Source organism: Actinoplanes campanulatus (genome assembly GCF_014647795.1).
Taxonomy (GTDB): domain Bacteria; phylum Actinomycetota; class Actinomycetes; order Mycobacteriales; family Micromonosporaceae; genus Actinoplanes; species Actinoplanes campanulatus.
The window spans coordinates 369,943-385,777 of record NZ_BMPW01000006.1 but is presented as its reverse complement, the minus strand read 5'-3'; the positions used below and the strand labels follow the sequence as shown (position 1 = coordinate 385,777).

General features: G+C 71.4%; 13 protein-coding genes and 1 pseudogene. 10 read left to right on the top strand and 4 right to left on the bottom strand.

Translation table 11 applies throughout. The features are described from left to right. The first annotated feature begins 65 nt into the window (after positions 1-65). The gene (locus tag IEZ13_RS14730) at positions 66-1,025 is read left to right on the top strand and encodes a GNAT family N-acetyltransferase (RefSeq protein ID WP_183222725.1); all 960 of its coding nucleotides are present in this window, start codon (positions 66-68) and stop codon (positions 1,023-1,025) included. Here the strand turns inward: IEZ13_RS14730 and IEZ13_RS14725 are convergent. Genes IEZ13_RS14725 through mshB form a run of 3 tightly spaced genes read right to left on the bottom strand, consistent with a single transcriptional unit; the run spans position 1,022 to position 2,886 of the window. Next, positions 1,022-1,513 carry a hypothetical protein gene (locus tag IEZ13_RS14725; protein WP_306421516.1) on the bottom strand — a complete coding sequence of 164 codons (492 nt, stop codon included), beginning with the start codon at positions 1,511-1,513 and terminating at the stop codon, positions 1,022-1,024. The genes IEZ13_RS14730 and IEZ13_RS14725 overlap by 4 nt on opposite strands. A gap of 48 nt (positions 1,514-1,561) precedes the next feature. Next, positions 1,562-2,014 carry a hypothetical protein gene (locus IEZ13_RS14720; RefSeq protein WP_183222724.1) on the bottom strand — a complete coding sequence of 151 codons (453 nt, stop codon included), beginning with the start codon at positions 2,012-2,014 and terminating at the stop codon, positions 1,562-1,564. Beyond that, on the bottom strand, positions 2,011-2,886 hold the full coding sequence (gene mshB / locus IEZ13_RS14715; protein WP_229794689.1) for an N-acetyl-1-D-myo-inositol-2-amino-2-deoxy-alpha-D-glucopyranoside deacetylase: 876 nt from the start codon (positions 2,884-2,886) through the stop codon (positions 2,011-2,013). Before mshB ends, IEZ13_RS14720 begins: the two co-directional genes overlap by 4 nt. A gap of 94 nt (positions 2,887-2,980) precedes the next feature. Between mshB and IEZ13_RS14710 the strand changes: the two genes are divergently transcribed. The 7 genes and pseudogenes from IEZ13_RS14710 (at position 2,981) to IEZ13_RS14680 (ending at position 12,622) form a co-directional block, all read left to right on the top strand. After that, positions 2,981-4,738 carry a S9 family peptidase gene (locus IEZ13_RS14710; protein ID WP_229794688.1) on the top strand — a complete coding sequence of 586 codons (1,758 nt, stop codon included), beginning with the start codon at positions 2,981-2,983 and terminating at the stop codon, positions 4,736-4,738. Between the two features lie 32 nt (positions 4,739-4,770). Next, on the top strand, positions 4,771-6,207 hold the full coding sequence (locus tag IEZ13_RS14705; RefSeq protein WP_183222722.1) for a TldD/PmbA family protein: 1,437 nt from the start codon (positions 4,771-4,773) through the stop codon (positions 6,205-6,207). Further along, complete coding sequence (locus IEZ13_RS14700; RefSeq protein ID WP_183222721.1) at positions 6,204-7,661, top strand: TldD/PmbA family protein; 1,458 nt, start codon at positions 6,204-6,206, stop codon at positions 7,659-7,661. The genes IEZ13_RS14705 and IEZ13_RS14700 overlap by 4 nt, the downstream gene beginning before the upstream one ends. A gap of 194 nt (positions 7,662-7,855) precedes the next feature. Beyond that, complete coding sequence (locus IEZ13_RS14695) at positions 7,856-8,647, top strand: hypothetical protein (RefSeq protein ID WP_183222720.1); 792 nt, start codon at positions 7,856-7,858, stop codon at positions 8,645-8,647. A gap of 67 nt (positions 8,648-8,714) precedes the next feature. Then, positions 8,715-10,610 (top strand): fumarate reductase/succinate dehydrogenase flavoprotein subunit, encoded by a 1,896-nt coding sequence (locus IEZ13_RS14690; RefSeq protein WP_183222719.1) that lies wholly within the window; start codon positions 8,715-8,717, stop codon positions 10,608-10,610. Further along, positions 10,607-11,351, top strand: a pseudogene (locus IEZ13_RS14685) (succinate dehydrogenase/fumarate reductase iron-sulfur subunit); the annotation flags it as partial. The gene IEZ13_RS14690 and the pseudogene IEZ13_RS14685, both read left to right, overlap by 4 nt. 701 nt (positions 11,352-12,052) lie before the next feature. Then, positions 12,053-12,622, top strand: coding sequence for a GNAT family N-acetyltransferase (locus IEZ13_RS14680; protein ID WP_183222717.1), 570 nt, complete (start codon positions 12,053-12,055; stop codon positions 12,620-12,622). Positions 12,623-12,682: 60 nt separating this feature from the next. Here the strand turns inward: IEZ13_RS14680 and IEZ13_RS14675 are convergent, their stop codons facing one another. Then, entirely contained in the window at positions 12,683-13,426 is a 744-nt protein-coding gene (locus IEZ13_RS14675; protein WP_183222716.1) for a TetR/AcrR family transcriptional regulator, read from the bottom strand. An 83-nt stretch (positions 13,427-13,509) separates the two neighbouring features. Here IEZ13_RS14675 and IEZ13_RS14670 point away from each other — a divergent pair, with 83 nt between their 5' ends. Next, positions 13,510-15,081: an MFS transporter gene (locus IEZ13_RS14670; protein WP_229794687.1), complete on the top strand. Its 1,572-nt coding sequence runs from the start codon at positions 13,510-13,512 to the stop codon at positions 15,079-15,081. A gap of 9 nt (positions 15,082-15,090) precedes the next feature. Then, on the top strand, positions 15,091-15,729 hold the full coding sequence (locus tag IEZ13_RS14665) for an alpha-ketoglutarate-dependent dioxygenase AlkB (RefSeq protein ID WP_183222715.1): 639 nt from the start codon (positions 15,091-15,093) through the stop codon (positions 15,727-15,729). Positions 15,730-15,835 lie beyond the last annotated feature (106 nt).

The window sequence follows — 15,835 nt, the reverse complement described above, 5'->3', positions numbered from 1 at the left end:
GCCACGCCGCGGAACCGCCGACGACAAATTGCAGAGCCTAGTATTCCTGCCGAAGGAGGTAATGCGTGCTCCGACAGCAGGATGTGGGACACCGGGTGGTGGTACGGCGAATTGTAGGCGTAACCGGGGACCGCACGCTCTTCACGGATGCGCTCGGTGAACTCGTCGACCTCACCGAGACCGATCTCACACTGGCGACTGACAAGGGCACGCTCCGGGTGCCGCTGCGCGAGGTCCACCGGGCCAAGCGGGTGCCACCGGCCCGCCGTCCGCACGCGGCCGCGGTGATCGCCCTGGAGACGGCCGCCGACGAGGCGTGGCCCGCTCCGGTCCGGTCCCGGCTGGGCGACTGGATCCTGCGGGCCGCGGACAACTGGACCGGCCGGGCCAACTCGGCGCTCCCGGTCGGCGACCCGGACCGCCCACTGGAGGCGGCCATCGACGCGGTGGTGAAGTGGTACCAGGACCACGGCCAGCAGCCCCTGATCAACGCGCCCATGCCGCTCGCCGCGCCGGTGAACTCGGCGCTCGACGAGCGCGGCTGGACGAGCCGGCCACTGACCCTGGTGCAGACCGCGTCGCTGGCGCCGCTGCTCGCCACGCCGGCCGCCGCCGGGCTGCCGCCGGTGGAGCTGGCCGACGCGGCCGGTGACGACTGGTACGCGATGGTCGCGGAGCACAAGGGCACTCTTCCGGCGGCCGCGATCCGCATTCTGAACGGCGTACCGGAAAGGGTCTTCGCTCAGATCCGCGACGCGGAGGGTGACCTGGTCGCGGTGGCCCGGGGTGCGGTGACCGGCCCGGATCGCTGGCTCGGCGTGTCGCTGCTGCAGACCGCGCCGGCCGCCCGCCGGCAGGGCCTGGGGCGGCACGTGATGCGCGGGCTGGCGCAGTGGGCCGCGCAGCGTGGCGCGACCCGCGCGTATCTACAGGTGGAGGAGCGGAACACGGCGGCCGTGGCGCTCTACGGGCGGCTCGGGTTCAGCACCCATCACACCTATCTGACCCGGGAAGGGCCGGCTTAACGGCCGACGACCCGGCGGGGGCGGCTCTTGCGGGCCTCGGTGAAGGCCTTCAGCGCCCGGGAGCGGTAGTCGCGGCCCAGCATGACGGCAATCCAGAAGCCGAGCAGTGTCCCGGCGACGGCGCAGGCGCCGTAGATCCAGATCTGGGCGAAGAAGTCGCCGGCGCCGTCGGCGAACGGGCCGTGGCCGCTCAGGAACGGTCCCACCAGGACGGTCAGGAGCATGCCGCCGAGCGCGCCGAACGCCACGTCGGGCAGCCAGCCGGACGGCCTCTCCCGCTGCGAGCGGACGAAGGTGAGAACCGCGAGGACCAGCGCGATCACCGTGAACATGACGATCGTGGCCCTGCCCTGGGCGGAGTCGTCGCCGTCGAACGCGAAGCGGATCACCAGCCGGGCCACCGCGTTGATCGCGAACAGGCCGAGCGCCAGCGCCGTGATCCTGAACCAGCGCTGCTGCCTCATCTCGTCCTCCAGGGGGAATCGCACCGTGTGAATGTTCCGCCGGACATCTTCGCGGATGGCACCCGGTGATTCCTAGAGGGTGCCTGAGAGTCCGCTGTCAGTCGCCGCCGGAACGGGCGGCGGTTTCAGGATCAATCGGTACGAGAACATGGCAAATGTCAGGCTGCCGGCCATCATCGTCACGAGGAACACCCAGTTCGCCCCGCCGACCAGGTAGTCGCCGCCGTCGGTGCGGACGCCCGAGGCGGCCAGCATGATCAGCGTCCACAGGGCCCAGGGAAGGGCCACCGCCCAGCGGCCGACCGTGGTGAGGGCGAACCAGGCGAGCGCGAGGTTGGCCCCGACCGCCAGCGGGACGGCCAGCGGCAGCGGGAAGCCGCTCCCCTCGTACGGCGAGTCGCCGGCCAGCAGCGAGCCGACCGCACCCACCCGCAGGGCGCTGAGCTGCATCTCGAGGAACGCGGTGACCACCGTGGCGACGAGCACCACGGTGATCCCGGCGGCCCTGGTCGCGGTGGAGATCATCGGTCGCCCGTGTCGATGCCGGCGAAGAGGTCGCTCTCCCAGCCGTGCGGGCCGGATCCGGGGCCGCGCTCGCCCTTGACCAGCGTGTAGTACTCCACGCCCATGAACTCGCCGCCGAAGTCGCCGGCGATCCCGTACAGCCAGGAGTTGTCCGGGATCTGGGTGGCGTGGGCGCGCATCGCCGCGGTCTTCTTGGCGTAGTGGTCGGTGCCGTCGATGCGGGCCGCGATCTCCGCGTCCGGCGTGCCGAACGGCAGGTCCTCGGGCTTCTCCACCTCGGCGAACGGGTTGCTCTCCGAACCGCGGAACGCCTCCATGCCGTCGACCAGCACGCTCAGCGGCATGGCGGTCCAGTAGATCTTCTCCGGGCCGTCCGGGCCGGCCAGCTCGGCGGCGCGCATCGCGACCCGGTGGGCCTGGATGTGGTCCGGGTGGCCGTAGAAGCCGTTCTCGTCGTAGGTGATCATGACCTGCGGGCGGATCTCCCGCATGATCTCGACCAGGTGGGCGGCCGCCTCGTCCAGGTCGGCGCCCCAGAACGCGCGGGGGTGCTCGTTCGTCGGCAGGCCCATCATCCCGGAGTCACGGTATCGGCCCGGACCGCCCAGCATCCGGTGATCGGTGACGCCGAGCGCGGTACAGGCCCGCTCCCACTCGACCAGGCGGTAACCGCCCAACTGGTCCGCGTGCGCCGCGCCGAGCCTGGCCAGATCCGGAACGTGGATCTCGCCCTCCTCACCGAGGGTGCAGGTCACCAGGGTCACGTGGGCGCCGGCGGAGACGTAGTGCGCCATGGTCGCGCCGGTACCGATGACCTCGTCGTCAGGGTGGGCGTGCACCAGCAGCAGACGGCGGGCTGGAAGGTCAGTCACGGCGGATACTGTACGCGCGACCAGCGCCGAACTAGCTTCACCAGCCCGCGGTTTGCCCGGCGCGAGTCGCCCTTGATCGGCGATGCTGGGAAACGTGGAGTACCCGTACGCCGTGACCGTCGGTGCCGACGGCGCCCGAGTCGTGTTCCTCCGATCCGCCGAGTTGTGGCTGCTGGACGTGGCCTCCGGGACGGAACGCCGGGTCGTCGAGGGGCCGGTCGGCTCGTACGCGGCGGATCGCGACGCCCGTACCGCCGCGATCCTGCGTGACGGTGAGCTGTTCCGCGCCGACCTGATCGGGGGCACGGTCACCGCGGTGCCGACCGCCGGGCCCGCCCACGACGCCCGGCCCGACCCGCAGGGCCTGCGGATCGGCTACGTCACCGACCTCCCCGGCGCGGCGTCGCTGCACGTCACCGGGCCGGAGGGGGACCGGCTGCTGGCCGGTGAGCCGGGCAACGCGTGGCGGGAGCACGGCGGCACCATCGCCTGGGGTGTGCCCGGCCCGGCGTCGGCCGAGTTCGGGCGGGACCGGGGCTGGTGGTGGTCGCCGGACGGGACCCAGATCCTGGCGGTGCGCAGTGCCCGGGCCTCCAGCCTGCACCTGCTCGACCTGGACTACGGGTGGGTGGACGTGCACTGGGACCGGGAGACCTACCCGTACCTGGCCCAGGTGCGCTGGTTCGGCGGCGGCCCGCTGATCACCGTGCTGCGCCGGACGCAGCAGCACGGACTGATCCTCTCGATCGACCCGCGCACCGGGGAGACCCAGGTGCACGCGGAACTGGCCGACGCCCGCTGGGTGGAACCCATCCCGGGCACCCCGCGCCACCTGCCGGACGGCCGGGTGCTGGTCGGCGGCGAACTGGCCCACGACGGCTTCGACGCCCGCTGCCTGTTCGCCGACGGCAGCCTGCTCACCCCGCCCGGGCTCTACGTGCGGCGGGTCGCCGGGACGCTGCCGCACGACGGCGGGCCGGCCGGGGCGCCGGACCTGATCGTCGAGGGCAGCCTCGGGGATCCGGCGGTCCGGGAGGTGTTCCGGGTCCGCACGTCGCTGGGCAGCGGGGGGCCGGAGGTGAGCCGGGTGGCCGTGCTGGGCGGCGCGGACCGGGTCACCGTGGGCGGGGACGTGCTGGTCGTCGGGGCACAGGTGTGGCGCGGGGACCGGCGGGTGGCGAATTTGCGCACGCCGGGGCCGCACCTGCCGTACCGCCCGGATCCGGCTCTGGAGCGGGTCACCGACCGGCGGTTGCCGGCCGCCGTGCTGTATCCCACCGGCTTCGTGGCCGGGACCCGGCTTCCGGTCCTGGTCACCCTGGGCGAGGGGCCCGGGCATCAGCAGGTGGTCGCGGACCGCGCGGCCTGGCAGGAGCGCCGGCGCTGGGCCGACTCCGGCTTCGCCGTCGTCAGCATCGATTCCCGGGGTACGCCGGGGGTGGCGCCCAGTTTCGAGAAGGCGGTGCATCGCCGGCTCGCCGAGGTGATCCTCGCCGACCAGGCCGACGGCCTGCGCGCGCTGCACGGCAAGCACCCGGACCTGGACCTGAGCCGGGTCGCGGTGCGCGGGCACGGGCTGGGCGGCTGGCTGGCCGCGCTGGCCGTGCTGCGCCGCCCCGAGCTGTTCCACCGCGCGGTGGCCCGGGAGCCGGTCACCGACTGGGCCGACCTGCCGGTCCCGGTGGCCGAGCGCTACCTGGGCGACCGGTCCGACTCCGCCGAGGTCTACGCCCAGCACGCCCTGAGCGGCGGCTCCCCGGACGTGCTGCTGGTCGGCGCGGAGCTGCCCGGCTTCCGGTCGGTCCCGGACGCCGGTTTCGACGAGGAGCGCGCCTTCCTGCTGGACCACTGAAAGTGTCGCACCCGGCACATAGGGTCGGGTTCATGAGCCACTTCGATGAGGCGGGTGCGGCGGTTCAGGCCGCACTCGACGCCGGCGCCCGATATGCCGACGCACGCGTCATGGTGCGGCGGACCGAGGCCATGTCGGCACGTGACGGCGATGTGGAGGATCTGAGCTTCGACGAGAGCGCCGGCCTGGGCGTCCGCGCTCTGGTCGGGTCGAGCTGGGGTTTCTACGCCGTTCCGGATCTGTCCGGGCCCTCCGCCCGCGCGGCCGGCGAGCGCGCCGCGCGGATCGCCGCGGCCAGCGCCCTGGTCCGCGGGCCGGCCGCCGAGCTGACGCCGGCTCAGCCGGTCACGGCGAGCTGGGCCGCCGACTGCGTGATCGACCCGCTCGGCGTCCCGCTGTCCGACAAGGGTGACCTGCTGGTCCGGGCCACCGCCGCGGCGAAGGCGGCGGGCGCCGACGTGGCCGAGGCCAACTACGCGATCTGGGACACCCGCAAGTGGTTCGTCTCCAGCGAGGGCCACCGCATCGACCAGCACATCCGGGAGTGCGGCGCGGGCGTCACGGCGATCGCGATCGGTGACGGCGAGGTGCAGCGGCGGTCCTGGCCGTCGCACCGCGGCCAGTTCGGCACCCGCGGGTGGGAGCTGGTCGAGGAGCTCGACCTGGTCGGCAACGCGCCCCGGATGGCCGAGGAGGCGCGGGCGCTGCTGACCGCACCGCTCTGCCCGTCCGGCGAGACCACCCTGGTGCTCGGCGGCGAGCAACTGGCCCTGCAGATCCACGAGTCGGTGGGGCACGCCATCGAGCTCGACCGGATCCTCGGCTGGGAGGCGGCCTTCGCCGGCACCAGCTGGCTGGATCTGAGCCGGCTCGGCTCGCTGCGCTACGGCTCCGAGCTGATGAACATCACGATCGACCCCACCTTCCCCGGCGCGCTGGGCAGTTTCGGCTTCGACGACGAGGGCACCCCGGCCGCCAAGCGGCACGCGGTTCGCGACGGCGTCTGGGTGGGTGTGCTGGCCGGGCGGGATTCGGCGGCGGTCGCCGGGCTGGACTACGCGGGCAGCGTCCGCTCCGACGGTTGGTCCCGGCTGCCCATGGTGCGGATGACGAATGTCGGGCTGGAGCCCGGTCCGCACACCCTCGACGAGATCATCGCGGCCACCGGCGACGGCGTGTTCATGGACGTCAACCGCTCCTGGTCGATCGACGACCGGCGGCTGAACTTCCAGTTCGGGTGCGAGATCGGCTACGAGATCAAGAACGGGAGGCTGGGGCGGATGCTGCGCAATCCGACCTACACCGGGATCGGCCCCCGGTTCTGGCAGTCGATGGACATGCTCTCCAGCGAGACCGTCGCCTGGGGCACGCCCAACTGCGGCAAGGGGCAGCCCGGCCAGATCGGCCACACCGGGCATCCGGCGGCGCCGGCCCGGTTCACGAACGTCCGGGTGGGGGTGCGCGCATGAGCGACTTCGACTTCTCCCCCGGCGACGGGCTGGAGCTCGCCGCCCGGATCATCGAGCTGGTCCGGGAGGTGGCCGGGCGCGGCTGCGAGGCCGAGGTCAACGTGCGGCACGAGGCCGAGGCGCTGACCCGGTTCGCCAACTCGGCGATCCATCAGAACGTGGCCTCGGCCACCACCGGGGTCCGGCTGCGCCTGCACACCGACGGGCGGACAGCCGGCGGCTCCACCACTCTGACCAGCGCCGACGGGCTGCGCGCCCTGGTCGAGCGGACCCTCGCGGCGGCCCGGGTGAGCCCGGCCGACCGGTCCTGGCCGGGCCTCGCCCCGCCGGCCCCGCTGTGGCTGTCGCCCGGCCACCCCGGCTCGGACGAGTGGTCCGGCTTCCCCTTCGGTTTCGACGAGGCGACCGCCCGGGCCGATCCGGCCGAGCGCGCCGGCCGGGTCCGCGACTTCGTCGACGCGGCCGGCGGCCTGGAGACGGCCGGCTACTGCCGGACACTGTCCGTGTCGGCCGCCTTCGCCAACACCGCAGGGCAGGCCCTCGAGGGGCGGACCGCGGAGGCCGCGATGGACGGCATCGCCCGCGCGGACGGCGCGGACGGGGTGGCCCGGCTGGCCTCCGCCCGGCTCGCCGACCTGGACGGCGCGGTGCTCGGCGCCCGCGCCGCCGCCAAGGCCCGCGCCGCCCGCAACCCGGTCGAGCTGCCCCCGGGCGAGTACGAAGTGGTCCTCGAACCGGACGCGGTCTCCGACCTGCTGGAGAACCTCGCGGTCTTCGGCTTCGACGGCAGGGCGCACCACCAGCAGCAGAGCTTCGCCGAGCTGGGCAAGGAGCAGTTCGACCCGTCGGTGACCATCGTGGACGAGCCGCTCGGCGGCCGCGAGGAGCCGGCCGCCGACCTGCCGTTCGACGACGAGGGCACGCCCCGGCGCGCGCTGGTGCTGGTGCGCGACGGGGTGACCACGGCGGTGACCCATGACCGCACCTCGGCCGCGCGGGCGGGCGCCGAGTCGACCGGGCACGCGTCGCCGGCGTCCCGCTCGTGGGGGCCGCACGCCACGCACCTCCGTCTGGAGGCGGAGCCCCTTTCCGGTCACGGCCCGTCGGCCGGCGGCCCTGCGCTGATCGCCGATTCGGCCCGGCCGCTGGTCGCGCGGATGCGCCGGGGCCTGCTGGTGACCGATCTTTGGTATACGCGGGTCCTCGACCCCAAGACTCTCGTGATCACCGGGCTGACCCGTAACGGCGTCTGGCTCGTTGAGGACGGTGAGGTGACCGCGCCGGTGAGCAATCTTCGTTTCACCCAGTCCTACCCGCAGGCGCTGGCCCCGGGCCGGGTGCTGGGGATCGGCCCGTCGACGGTGCTGTTGCCGGAGCGGTGGGGCCGGTCCCGGTACGGCGCTCCCGCCCTGCACCTGGCGACGTGGAACGTGACGGGGAACGCCTCCGGATAGATCCATTAACTTATCGGTTCCGATCTCTGCGATCCGGGATGGCGCTTTTGTGACCCGCCCCGCACAAGATGTCGGACCTTGGGCGTAACGTGTGCCCCACATCACCGTCACGGAGCGACGGCGGAGTGGGGCACCACTGTGTCCGTCCACCGTCGCCCCGCGACCCTGCACACGGCACTGTCCAGGGAGATGGAATGACGACGACGGCAACGCGGCCGGGCGGCGGCGAGGAACGCGCGGCGATCTCCGCGCGCACCCTGCGCACCGACCGGTGGTGGCTCGCGCCGCTGGTGACCTTTATCGGACTCGGGGCGTGGGTCACCTACGCGACCGTCCGGGTTTTCATGCACAAGTGGTTCTGGGTGGAGGAGTTCCACTACCTCACACCTTTCTACTCACCGTGTCTGACCGACCGGTGCGGTGACGCGGCGATGTTCGGCACCCCGCTGCCGAACTTCTTCCTCATCCCGGAGGCGGCGTTCACTCTGCCGTTCCTGCTGCTCTTCCGGTTGACCTGCTACTACTACCGGAAGGCCTACTACCGGGCGTTCTGGTTGTCGCCGCCGGCCTGCGCCGTGCCGGACGGGCACAAGAGCTACTCCGGTGAGACCCGGTTCCCGCTGATCTTCCAGAACGCGCATCGGTACGCGTTCTACGCCGCCATGGTCATCTCGGTGATCAACACGTGGGACGCGGTCCTGGCGCAGAGCACCGGGCTCGGGCTGGGCAACGTCATCCTCTGGGTCAACGTGATCATGCTGTGGGCGTACACATTGTCCTGCCACTCCTGCCGGCACATCGCCGGCGGCCGGCTCAAGCACTTCTCGAAGCATCCGGTGCGCTACCGCTTCTGGACCTTCGTCTCCAAGCTCAACACCCGGCACATGCAGCTGGCCTGGATCACGCTCGGCACCCTGGCGCTGACCGACTTCTACATCATGGGTCTCGCCGCCGAGTGGTTCTCCGACCTGCGCATCATCAACTGAAGGGCCCCCCAATGAGCGAGCTTGCGAGCGAATCGTCGCGCAGCCGGAGCGCAGCGGAGGCGAAGCGATGAGCAGCACGATCGAACGACACCTGTACGACGTCGTCGTGATCGGCGCCGGTGGTGCCGGACTCCGCGCGGCGATCGAGGCCCGGCTCGCCGGGAAACGCACCGCGATCATCTCGAAGTCGCTGTTCGGCAAGGCCCACACGGTGATGGCCGAGGGTGGCGCCGCCGCCGCGATGGGCAACGTCAACTCGAACGACAACTGGATGGTCCACTTCCGCGACACCATGCGCGGCGGCAAGTTCCTGAACAACTTCCGGATGGCCGAGCTGCACGCCAAGGAGGCCCCGGAGCGGATCTGGGAGCTGGAGACGTACGGCGCGCTCTTCGACCGCACGAAAGACGGAAAGATCTCCCAGCGGAACTTCGGCGGCCACGAGTACCCGCGCCTCGCCCACGTCGGCGACCGCACCGGCCTGGAGCTGATCCGCACCCTGCAACAGAAAATCGTCTCGCTCCAGCAGGAGGACTTCGCCGAGACCGGCAGCTACGAGTCCCGCATCCGGGTCTTCCAGGAGACCACGATCACCGAGCTGATGCTGGACGGCGACCGGGTGGCCGGTGCGTTCGGCTACTACCGCGAGTCCGGCGAGTTCCTGCTCTTCGAGACGCCGGCCGTGGTGCTGGCCACCGGCGGGGTGGGCCGCAGCTACAAGGTCACGTCGAACTCCTGGGAGTACACGGGCGACGGCCACGCGCTGGCCCTGCGCTCCGGGGCGACGCTGATCAACATGGAGTTCCTGCAGTTCCACCCGACCGGCATGGTCTGGCCGCCCAGCGTGAAGGGCATCCTGGTCACCGAGTCGGTCCGCGGCGACGGCGGGGTGCTGCGCAACTCCGACGGCAAGCGGTTCATGTTCGACTACGTCCCCGACGTCTTCCGCAAGCAGTACGCGGAGACCGAGGAGGAGGGCGACCGCTGGTACGACGACCCCGACAACAACCGCCGCCCACCCGAGCTGCTGCCCCGCGACGAGGTGGCCCGGGCCATCAACAGCGAGGTCAAGGCGGGCCGGGGCAGCCCGGCCGGCGGCGTCTTCCTGGACGTGTCCACCCGGCTGCCGGCCGAGCAGATCATCAAGCGGCTCCCGTCGATGCACCACCAGTTCAAGGAGCTGGCCGACGTCGACATCACCAAGGAGCCGATGGAGGTCGGGCCGACCTGTCACTACGTGATGGGCGGGGTCGAGGTCGATCCGGACACCGGCGCGGCCTTCGGCACGGTCCAGGGGCTGTTCGCGGCCGGCGAGGTGTCCGGCGGCATGCACGGGTCCAACCGGCTGGGCGGCAACTCGCTCTCCGACCTGCTGGTCTTCGGCAAGCGGGCGGGTGAGCACGCCGCCGCCTATGTGGACACGCTCGGCGTACGCCCGAAGCCCGCGAAGATCGACGTGGCCGCCGCGGCCGAGGTGGCGCTCGCCCCGCTGGCCCGCGCCGGCGGGGAGAACCCGTACACGTTGCAGCAGGACCTCCAGGCGGTGATGGGCGATCTGGTCGGCATCATCCGCCGTGCGGGCGAGCTGACCGACGCGATCAAGCGCCTCCAGGAGCTGAAGGCCCGGGTGGCGAACGTGAGCGCCGACGGCGGCCGGCTCTACAACCCCGGCTGGCACCTGGCCCTCGACCTGCGCAACATGCTGGTCGTCTCGGAGTGCACGGCCAAGGCGGCGCTGGAGCGGGAGGAGTCACGGGGCGGCCACACCCGCGAGGACTTCCCGAAGATGAGCCCGGAGTGGCGGCGCGTGAACCTGGTCTGCTCGCTCGACGAGACCGGCGAGGTGCACCTGGAACGCAAGCCGGTCCCCCGGATGCGGGCCGAGCTGATCGACCTGTTCGACCGCAGTGAGCTGGCCAAATACATGACCGATGAGGAACTCGCCGAGGTGGAGGCAGAGTGAAACGCCACTTTCGTGTCTGGCGCGGCGACGCATCCGGCGGCGACCTGCGCGACTTCGACGTCGAGGTGAACGAGGGCGAGGTCGTCCTCGACATCATCCACCGGCTGCAGGCCACCCAGGCGCCCGATCTGGCCTGCCGGTGGAACTGCAAGGCCGGCAAGTGCGGCTCCTGCTCGATGGAGATCAACGGCATGCCGCGGCTCGGCTGCATGACCCGGATGTCGACGTTCACCGAGGACGAGACCATCACGATCACCCCGATCCGGACCTTCCCGGTGATCCGCGACCTGGTCACCGACGTCTCCTTCAACTACGAGAAGGCGCGGGAGACGCCCGCGTTCGCCCCGCCGCCCGGCGTCGCCCCCGGCGACTACCGGATGCAACAGGTCGACGTGGAGCGCAGCCAGGAGTTCCGGAAGTGCATCGAGTGCTTCCTCTGCCAGAACACCTGCCACGTGATCCGCGACCACGACGAGAACAAGCCGGCCTTCTCCGGCCCGCGCTTCTTCATCCGGGCCGCCGAGCTGGACATGCACCCGCTCGACGATCGCGAGGACCGCAAGGAGCACGCCCAGGCCAGCCAGGGTCTCGGCTACTGCAACATCACCAAGTGCTGCACCGAGGTCTGCCCCGAACACATCAAGATCACCGACAACGCGATCATCCCGATGAAGGAGCGCGTGGTCGACCGCCGCTACGACCCCCTGGTCTGGCTGGGCCGCAAGATCTTCCGCCGCGACGAGCTGGAATCGGCGTCCACCAAACCGTCCTTCCCCCCGATCGTCAACCCGTCGACGGCCAACCCGTCGACCGTCAACCCGCCGATGTCCAGCGCCCGCCTTCCACAGACGGCGCCGGTCGGCCCCGACGGCCACATGGACATCGCCGAGCTCGTCGCCCCGCAGCAGGGCGGCCTCTCGCCCTTCGGCGAGGACCTCGAGTTCCCGCTCCCGCCGGAGCAGATCGCCTACCACCACCCCGACCCGGACAAAACCCCCGACCGCTGACGGGCGCGAGCGAGGCGGCGGGCTCCCCCTCGCCGTCTCGCTCCAACCCTTCTCCGGTACGCGTGACCTCGCCCCGCCAATTTCGGACCGTCCCGCCTGCTCGGCGCCGGCCGGCTGCCCGCTCAGGGCCGTGCCGCGCCCGCCGGGCTTGAGCGGGTGGTCCCGCGGGCCGGCCTCCACCCCGGCTCCCCCTCGTGCCGCCGCTCCCGGCCGTAGCGCAGGGCACCGTGGACGTCACCGCGACCACCGAGCGGGTGAGCGGTGGTCACCACGACCACCGAGCAGGTGAGCGCACACACCGACCGGCACGTGGTCACCCACACTCCCTGTCACCCCGGCCACCGCACACGCGAAGCCCTCCGTGCGACGCCACCCACCCGGCACTCCCACTCGAGGCACGTGCTCGTCCTGTGGTCGAGGCCCTAGAGTCGCTGCGTGCCTCTTCTCACCACGCCGGCGCTTCCGCCGGGTTCGCTGTCCACATCGGCGCAGCCCGTCATCGACGGTGAAGGGCTGCGACTTCGGCCGTGGCGAGAGAGCGACGTGGAGGCGGTCGTGGCGGGCTTCGCCGACCCGGCGATCCAGCGATGGCACTGCCGAAGCCTGAGCCGGGACGAGGCGCTCGAATGGATCGCGCAGTGGCCGCTCCGCTGGCGGGCGGAGACGGACGCGGGCTGGGCGATCGTCGAGAACGAGCAGGTCGTGGGCCAGACCGGCCTGCGGCACATCAGCCTCACCGAGGGTCTCGGGCACGTCTCGTACTGGGTGCTCCCGTCAGCCCGCGGCCAGCGGATCGCACCCCGCGCCTTGACCGCCTTGACCCGGTGGAGCATCGGCGAACTCGGCCTGCACCGCCTGGAATTAAGCCACTCCACCCACAACGCCGCCTCCTGCCAGGTCGCCCAGCGGTCCGGCTACCTCCTGGAGGGCACCAAACGCGGCGAGGCCCGCCATGCCGACGGCTGGCACGACATGCATCTGCACGCCCGCCTCGCCACCGACTGATACCACCCGGCGCTAGACGGCTGAACCCACCCAGCGCTAGGCGACTGGTCCCACCCGGCGCTAGGCGGCCGAGGTGTCGCCGATGTTGTTGACCCGCCAGAGTTCGAGGCCGTCGAGGATCCGCTCCAGGCCGAAGGCGAAGCTCTGGTCCCACACCTGGTCCGGGTCCATCTCGGTGACCCCACTCTCCTGCCGCCAGCGCGCGTAGTCGGGGTAGTCGCCGGCGGTCTTCTCCATGAACGGCTCCAACTGCTCGCGGATCTCGGCCGCCGACTGCCCGGCCCGTTGGACCGCGGCGGCGACCGCGGCCTCGGTGGTGGCCGCGCCGATCACGTGCGCGGTGATCAGCGAGTGCACGTGCGACAGGGCGGGCCCGGTGAACCCGGCCGCCAGGAGCAGAGCGACGCTGCGGTTGCCCATCCGCATCACGTTGGGCCCGATGGTGGGCCGCACCCCGAGCAGCCCGATCACCCAGGTATGACGCAGCAGCATGGCCCGCATGCCGTCGGCCATCACCGACACGCCCACCCGCCACGGGGTGTCCCCCGGCTCCGGCACGTAGATCTCTCCCATCACCTGGTCGACGGCCAGTTCGAGCAGGTCGTCCTTGTTCGCCACGTGCCAGTAGAGCGAGGTGGCGCCGGAACCGAGGCGGGCCCCGAGCCGGCGCATGCTCAGGCCGGCCGCTCCCTCCGCGTCGAGGAGCTCGATCGCCGCGCGCACGATCTGCTCCCGGCTGAGGGTCGGCTGACCGGTGCGCGGGCGGGCCGGGCGGGTCCACACCGAGTCGGTGAATTCGGGCATGAGGTCATCATAAAGTGACTCGCACAGTGTTCGAGCCCACTGGTACGGTGTTCGAGTCCAACCGAACATCGTACGAGAGAGGCATGTCTATGCCCGACCGTCACCCCCGCCGCTGGCTGATCCTGGGCGTGCTCTGCCTGAGCCTGCTCGTGGCCGTCGTGGACAACATGGTGCTCAACATCGCCATCCCGGCCCTGATCCGCGACCTCGGCGCGAGCACCGCGGACATTCAGTGGATCATCGACGCCTACATCCTGGTCTTCGCCGGCGCGCTGCTCACCGCGGGCAGCCTCTCCGACCGGCATGGTCGCCGCCTCGGTCTCGTCACCGGCCTCGCGATCTTCGGTGGGGCGTCCGCGCTGGCCACCGTCTGCCAGACCCCCGGCCAGCTGATCGCGGTCCGTGGCCTGATGGGACTGGGCGCCGCCTTCCTCATGCCGGGCACCCTGGCCATCCTCACCACGGTCTTCGCGGAGGACGAGCGCAAGAAGGCGATCGCGATCTGGAGCTCCGTGCTGATGCTCGGCGCGATCGGCGGCCCGACCCTGGGCGGCTTCTTTCTGGAGCACTTCTGGTGGGGCTCGGTCTTTCTCCTCAACATCCCGATCGTGGTGCTCGGCATCGTGGCCGCGGTGCTGATCATCCCGGAGTCCAGGGGCCCGGCCAGCCGGCCGGACACGCTCGGCGCCCTGCTCTCCACCATCGGCATGACCGCCCTGGTCTGGGGCGTGATCTCCGCACCCGAGCACGGCTGGCAGTCGGCACGCACCATCGGCGGTTTCCTCGTCGCCCTGGTCGCGCTGACCGGATTCATCCTCTGGGAGCGCCGGGTCGCCGAGCCGATGCTGCCGCTGTCGCTCTTCGGGGACCGCAATTTCCGGGGCGCCAGCCTGTCGCTGGTGCTGCTCTCCTTCTCCGCCGGTGGCGTGATGCTGGCGATCACGCAATACCTCCAGTTCGTCCTCGGATACGAGCCGCTGCGGGCCGGCTCGGCCTTCATCCCGATGATCGTGACGACGATGGCCTTCAACGGTGTCGGCGTGGTGGTGGACAAGCGGTTCGGCGCGCGGATTGCGCTGGCGGCCGGTCTGCTGCTGGTCGCCGGCGGCTTCGCGATCCTCTCCTCGCTCGACCCGGACGATGGGTATCTGAAGCTCGCCGCGGCCCTGGTCGTCATCGGCATGGGCAGTGGTGTGGCGGCGCCGGCCGCGGTGGGAACGCTGCTCGGGGCGCTTCCGCCGGAGCGGGCCGGGGTCGGCTCGGCGGTCAACGACACGGTCCAGCAGGTGGGCACCGCGCTGAGCGTGGCGATCCTGGGAAGTGTGCTGACCACGGCGTATCGCGCGTCGATGCCGGCGGACGTCACCGGGCCGGCGCGGGACTCGCTCGGTGAAGCGCTCGGGGTGGCGGTGGCGACCGGAGACACGGGCCTGGCCGAGGCCGCCCGCGCCGCTTTCGTGGACGCCATCGCGGTCACCTCTCTCATCGGCGTGGTGGGCGGGATCGCCGCGGCGGTCCTGGCCGCCACGGTGTTGCGCCCGAAGCCTGCCACGGCCGGGGCGGAGTCCGGCCCGTTGTCCACAGAAGGCGAAACGGCGAATCCGTTGTCCACAGGCTCGGAGATGAAGGCCGCCGGAATCGAACGCCAGTACTAACATGGCGGCATGACCAGTGCCTATCAGCCTTCGATGCTCGATCTGCTGTCCGGGCCGGCTGAGGTCCGGGTCGGGTCACTGACCGGCCGCCTCACCCGCCGCCACCTCACCGCGGACGCCTGGGTGGACATCCTGCCCGGGTGGCTGCCCGGCTCCGACGCCGTCTTCGAGACGCTGCTCGGCATCGACTGGCGCGCCGAGCGCCGCCGGATGTATGACGGCGTCGTCGACGTTCCACGGCTCCTCCGCTGGTTCTCGGCGGAGGAGCCGCTGCCACATCCCGCCCTGACCGCCGCTCGCGCCGAACTGAACAGGCACTACGCCGATGAGCTCGGCGAGGAGTTCATGACCGCCGGGATGTGTCTCTACCGCGACGGGCGTGACAGCGTGGCCTGGCACGGCGACACCATCGGCCGCTCCGCCACGCAGGACACGATGGTCGCGATCGTCTCGGTCGGCTCCCCACGAAATCTCCTGCTGCGACCACGCGCCGGCGGGCACGACACGCTGCGGCTGCCCCTCGGTCACGGCGATCTGATCGTGATGGGCGGCTCCTGTCAGCGCACCTGGGAGCACGCCGTGCCCAAGACCGCGAAGGCCGCCGGACCCCGGATCAGCGTGCAGTTCCGCCCCGCCGGCGTGGCCTGAGGTAACAGGGTCATCGCAAGTGGTTGACGAGTCCGCCGAGAAAGTTACACTCCAAGTGTAAATAGTTGAGGCTCCATCTCCATCCAGGATCTCCACCGGTCCGGCG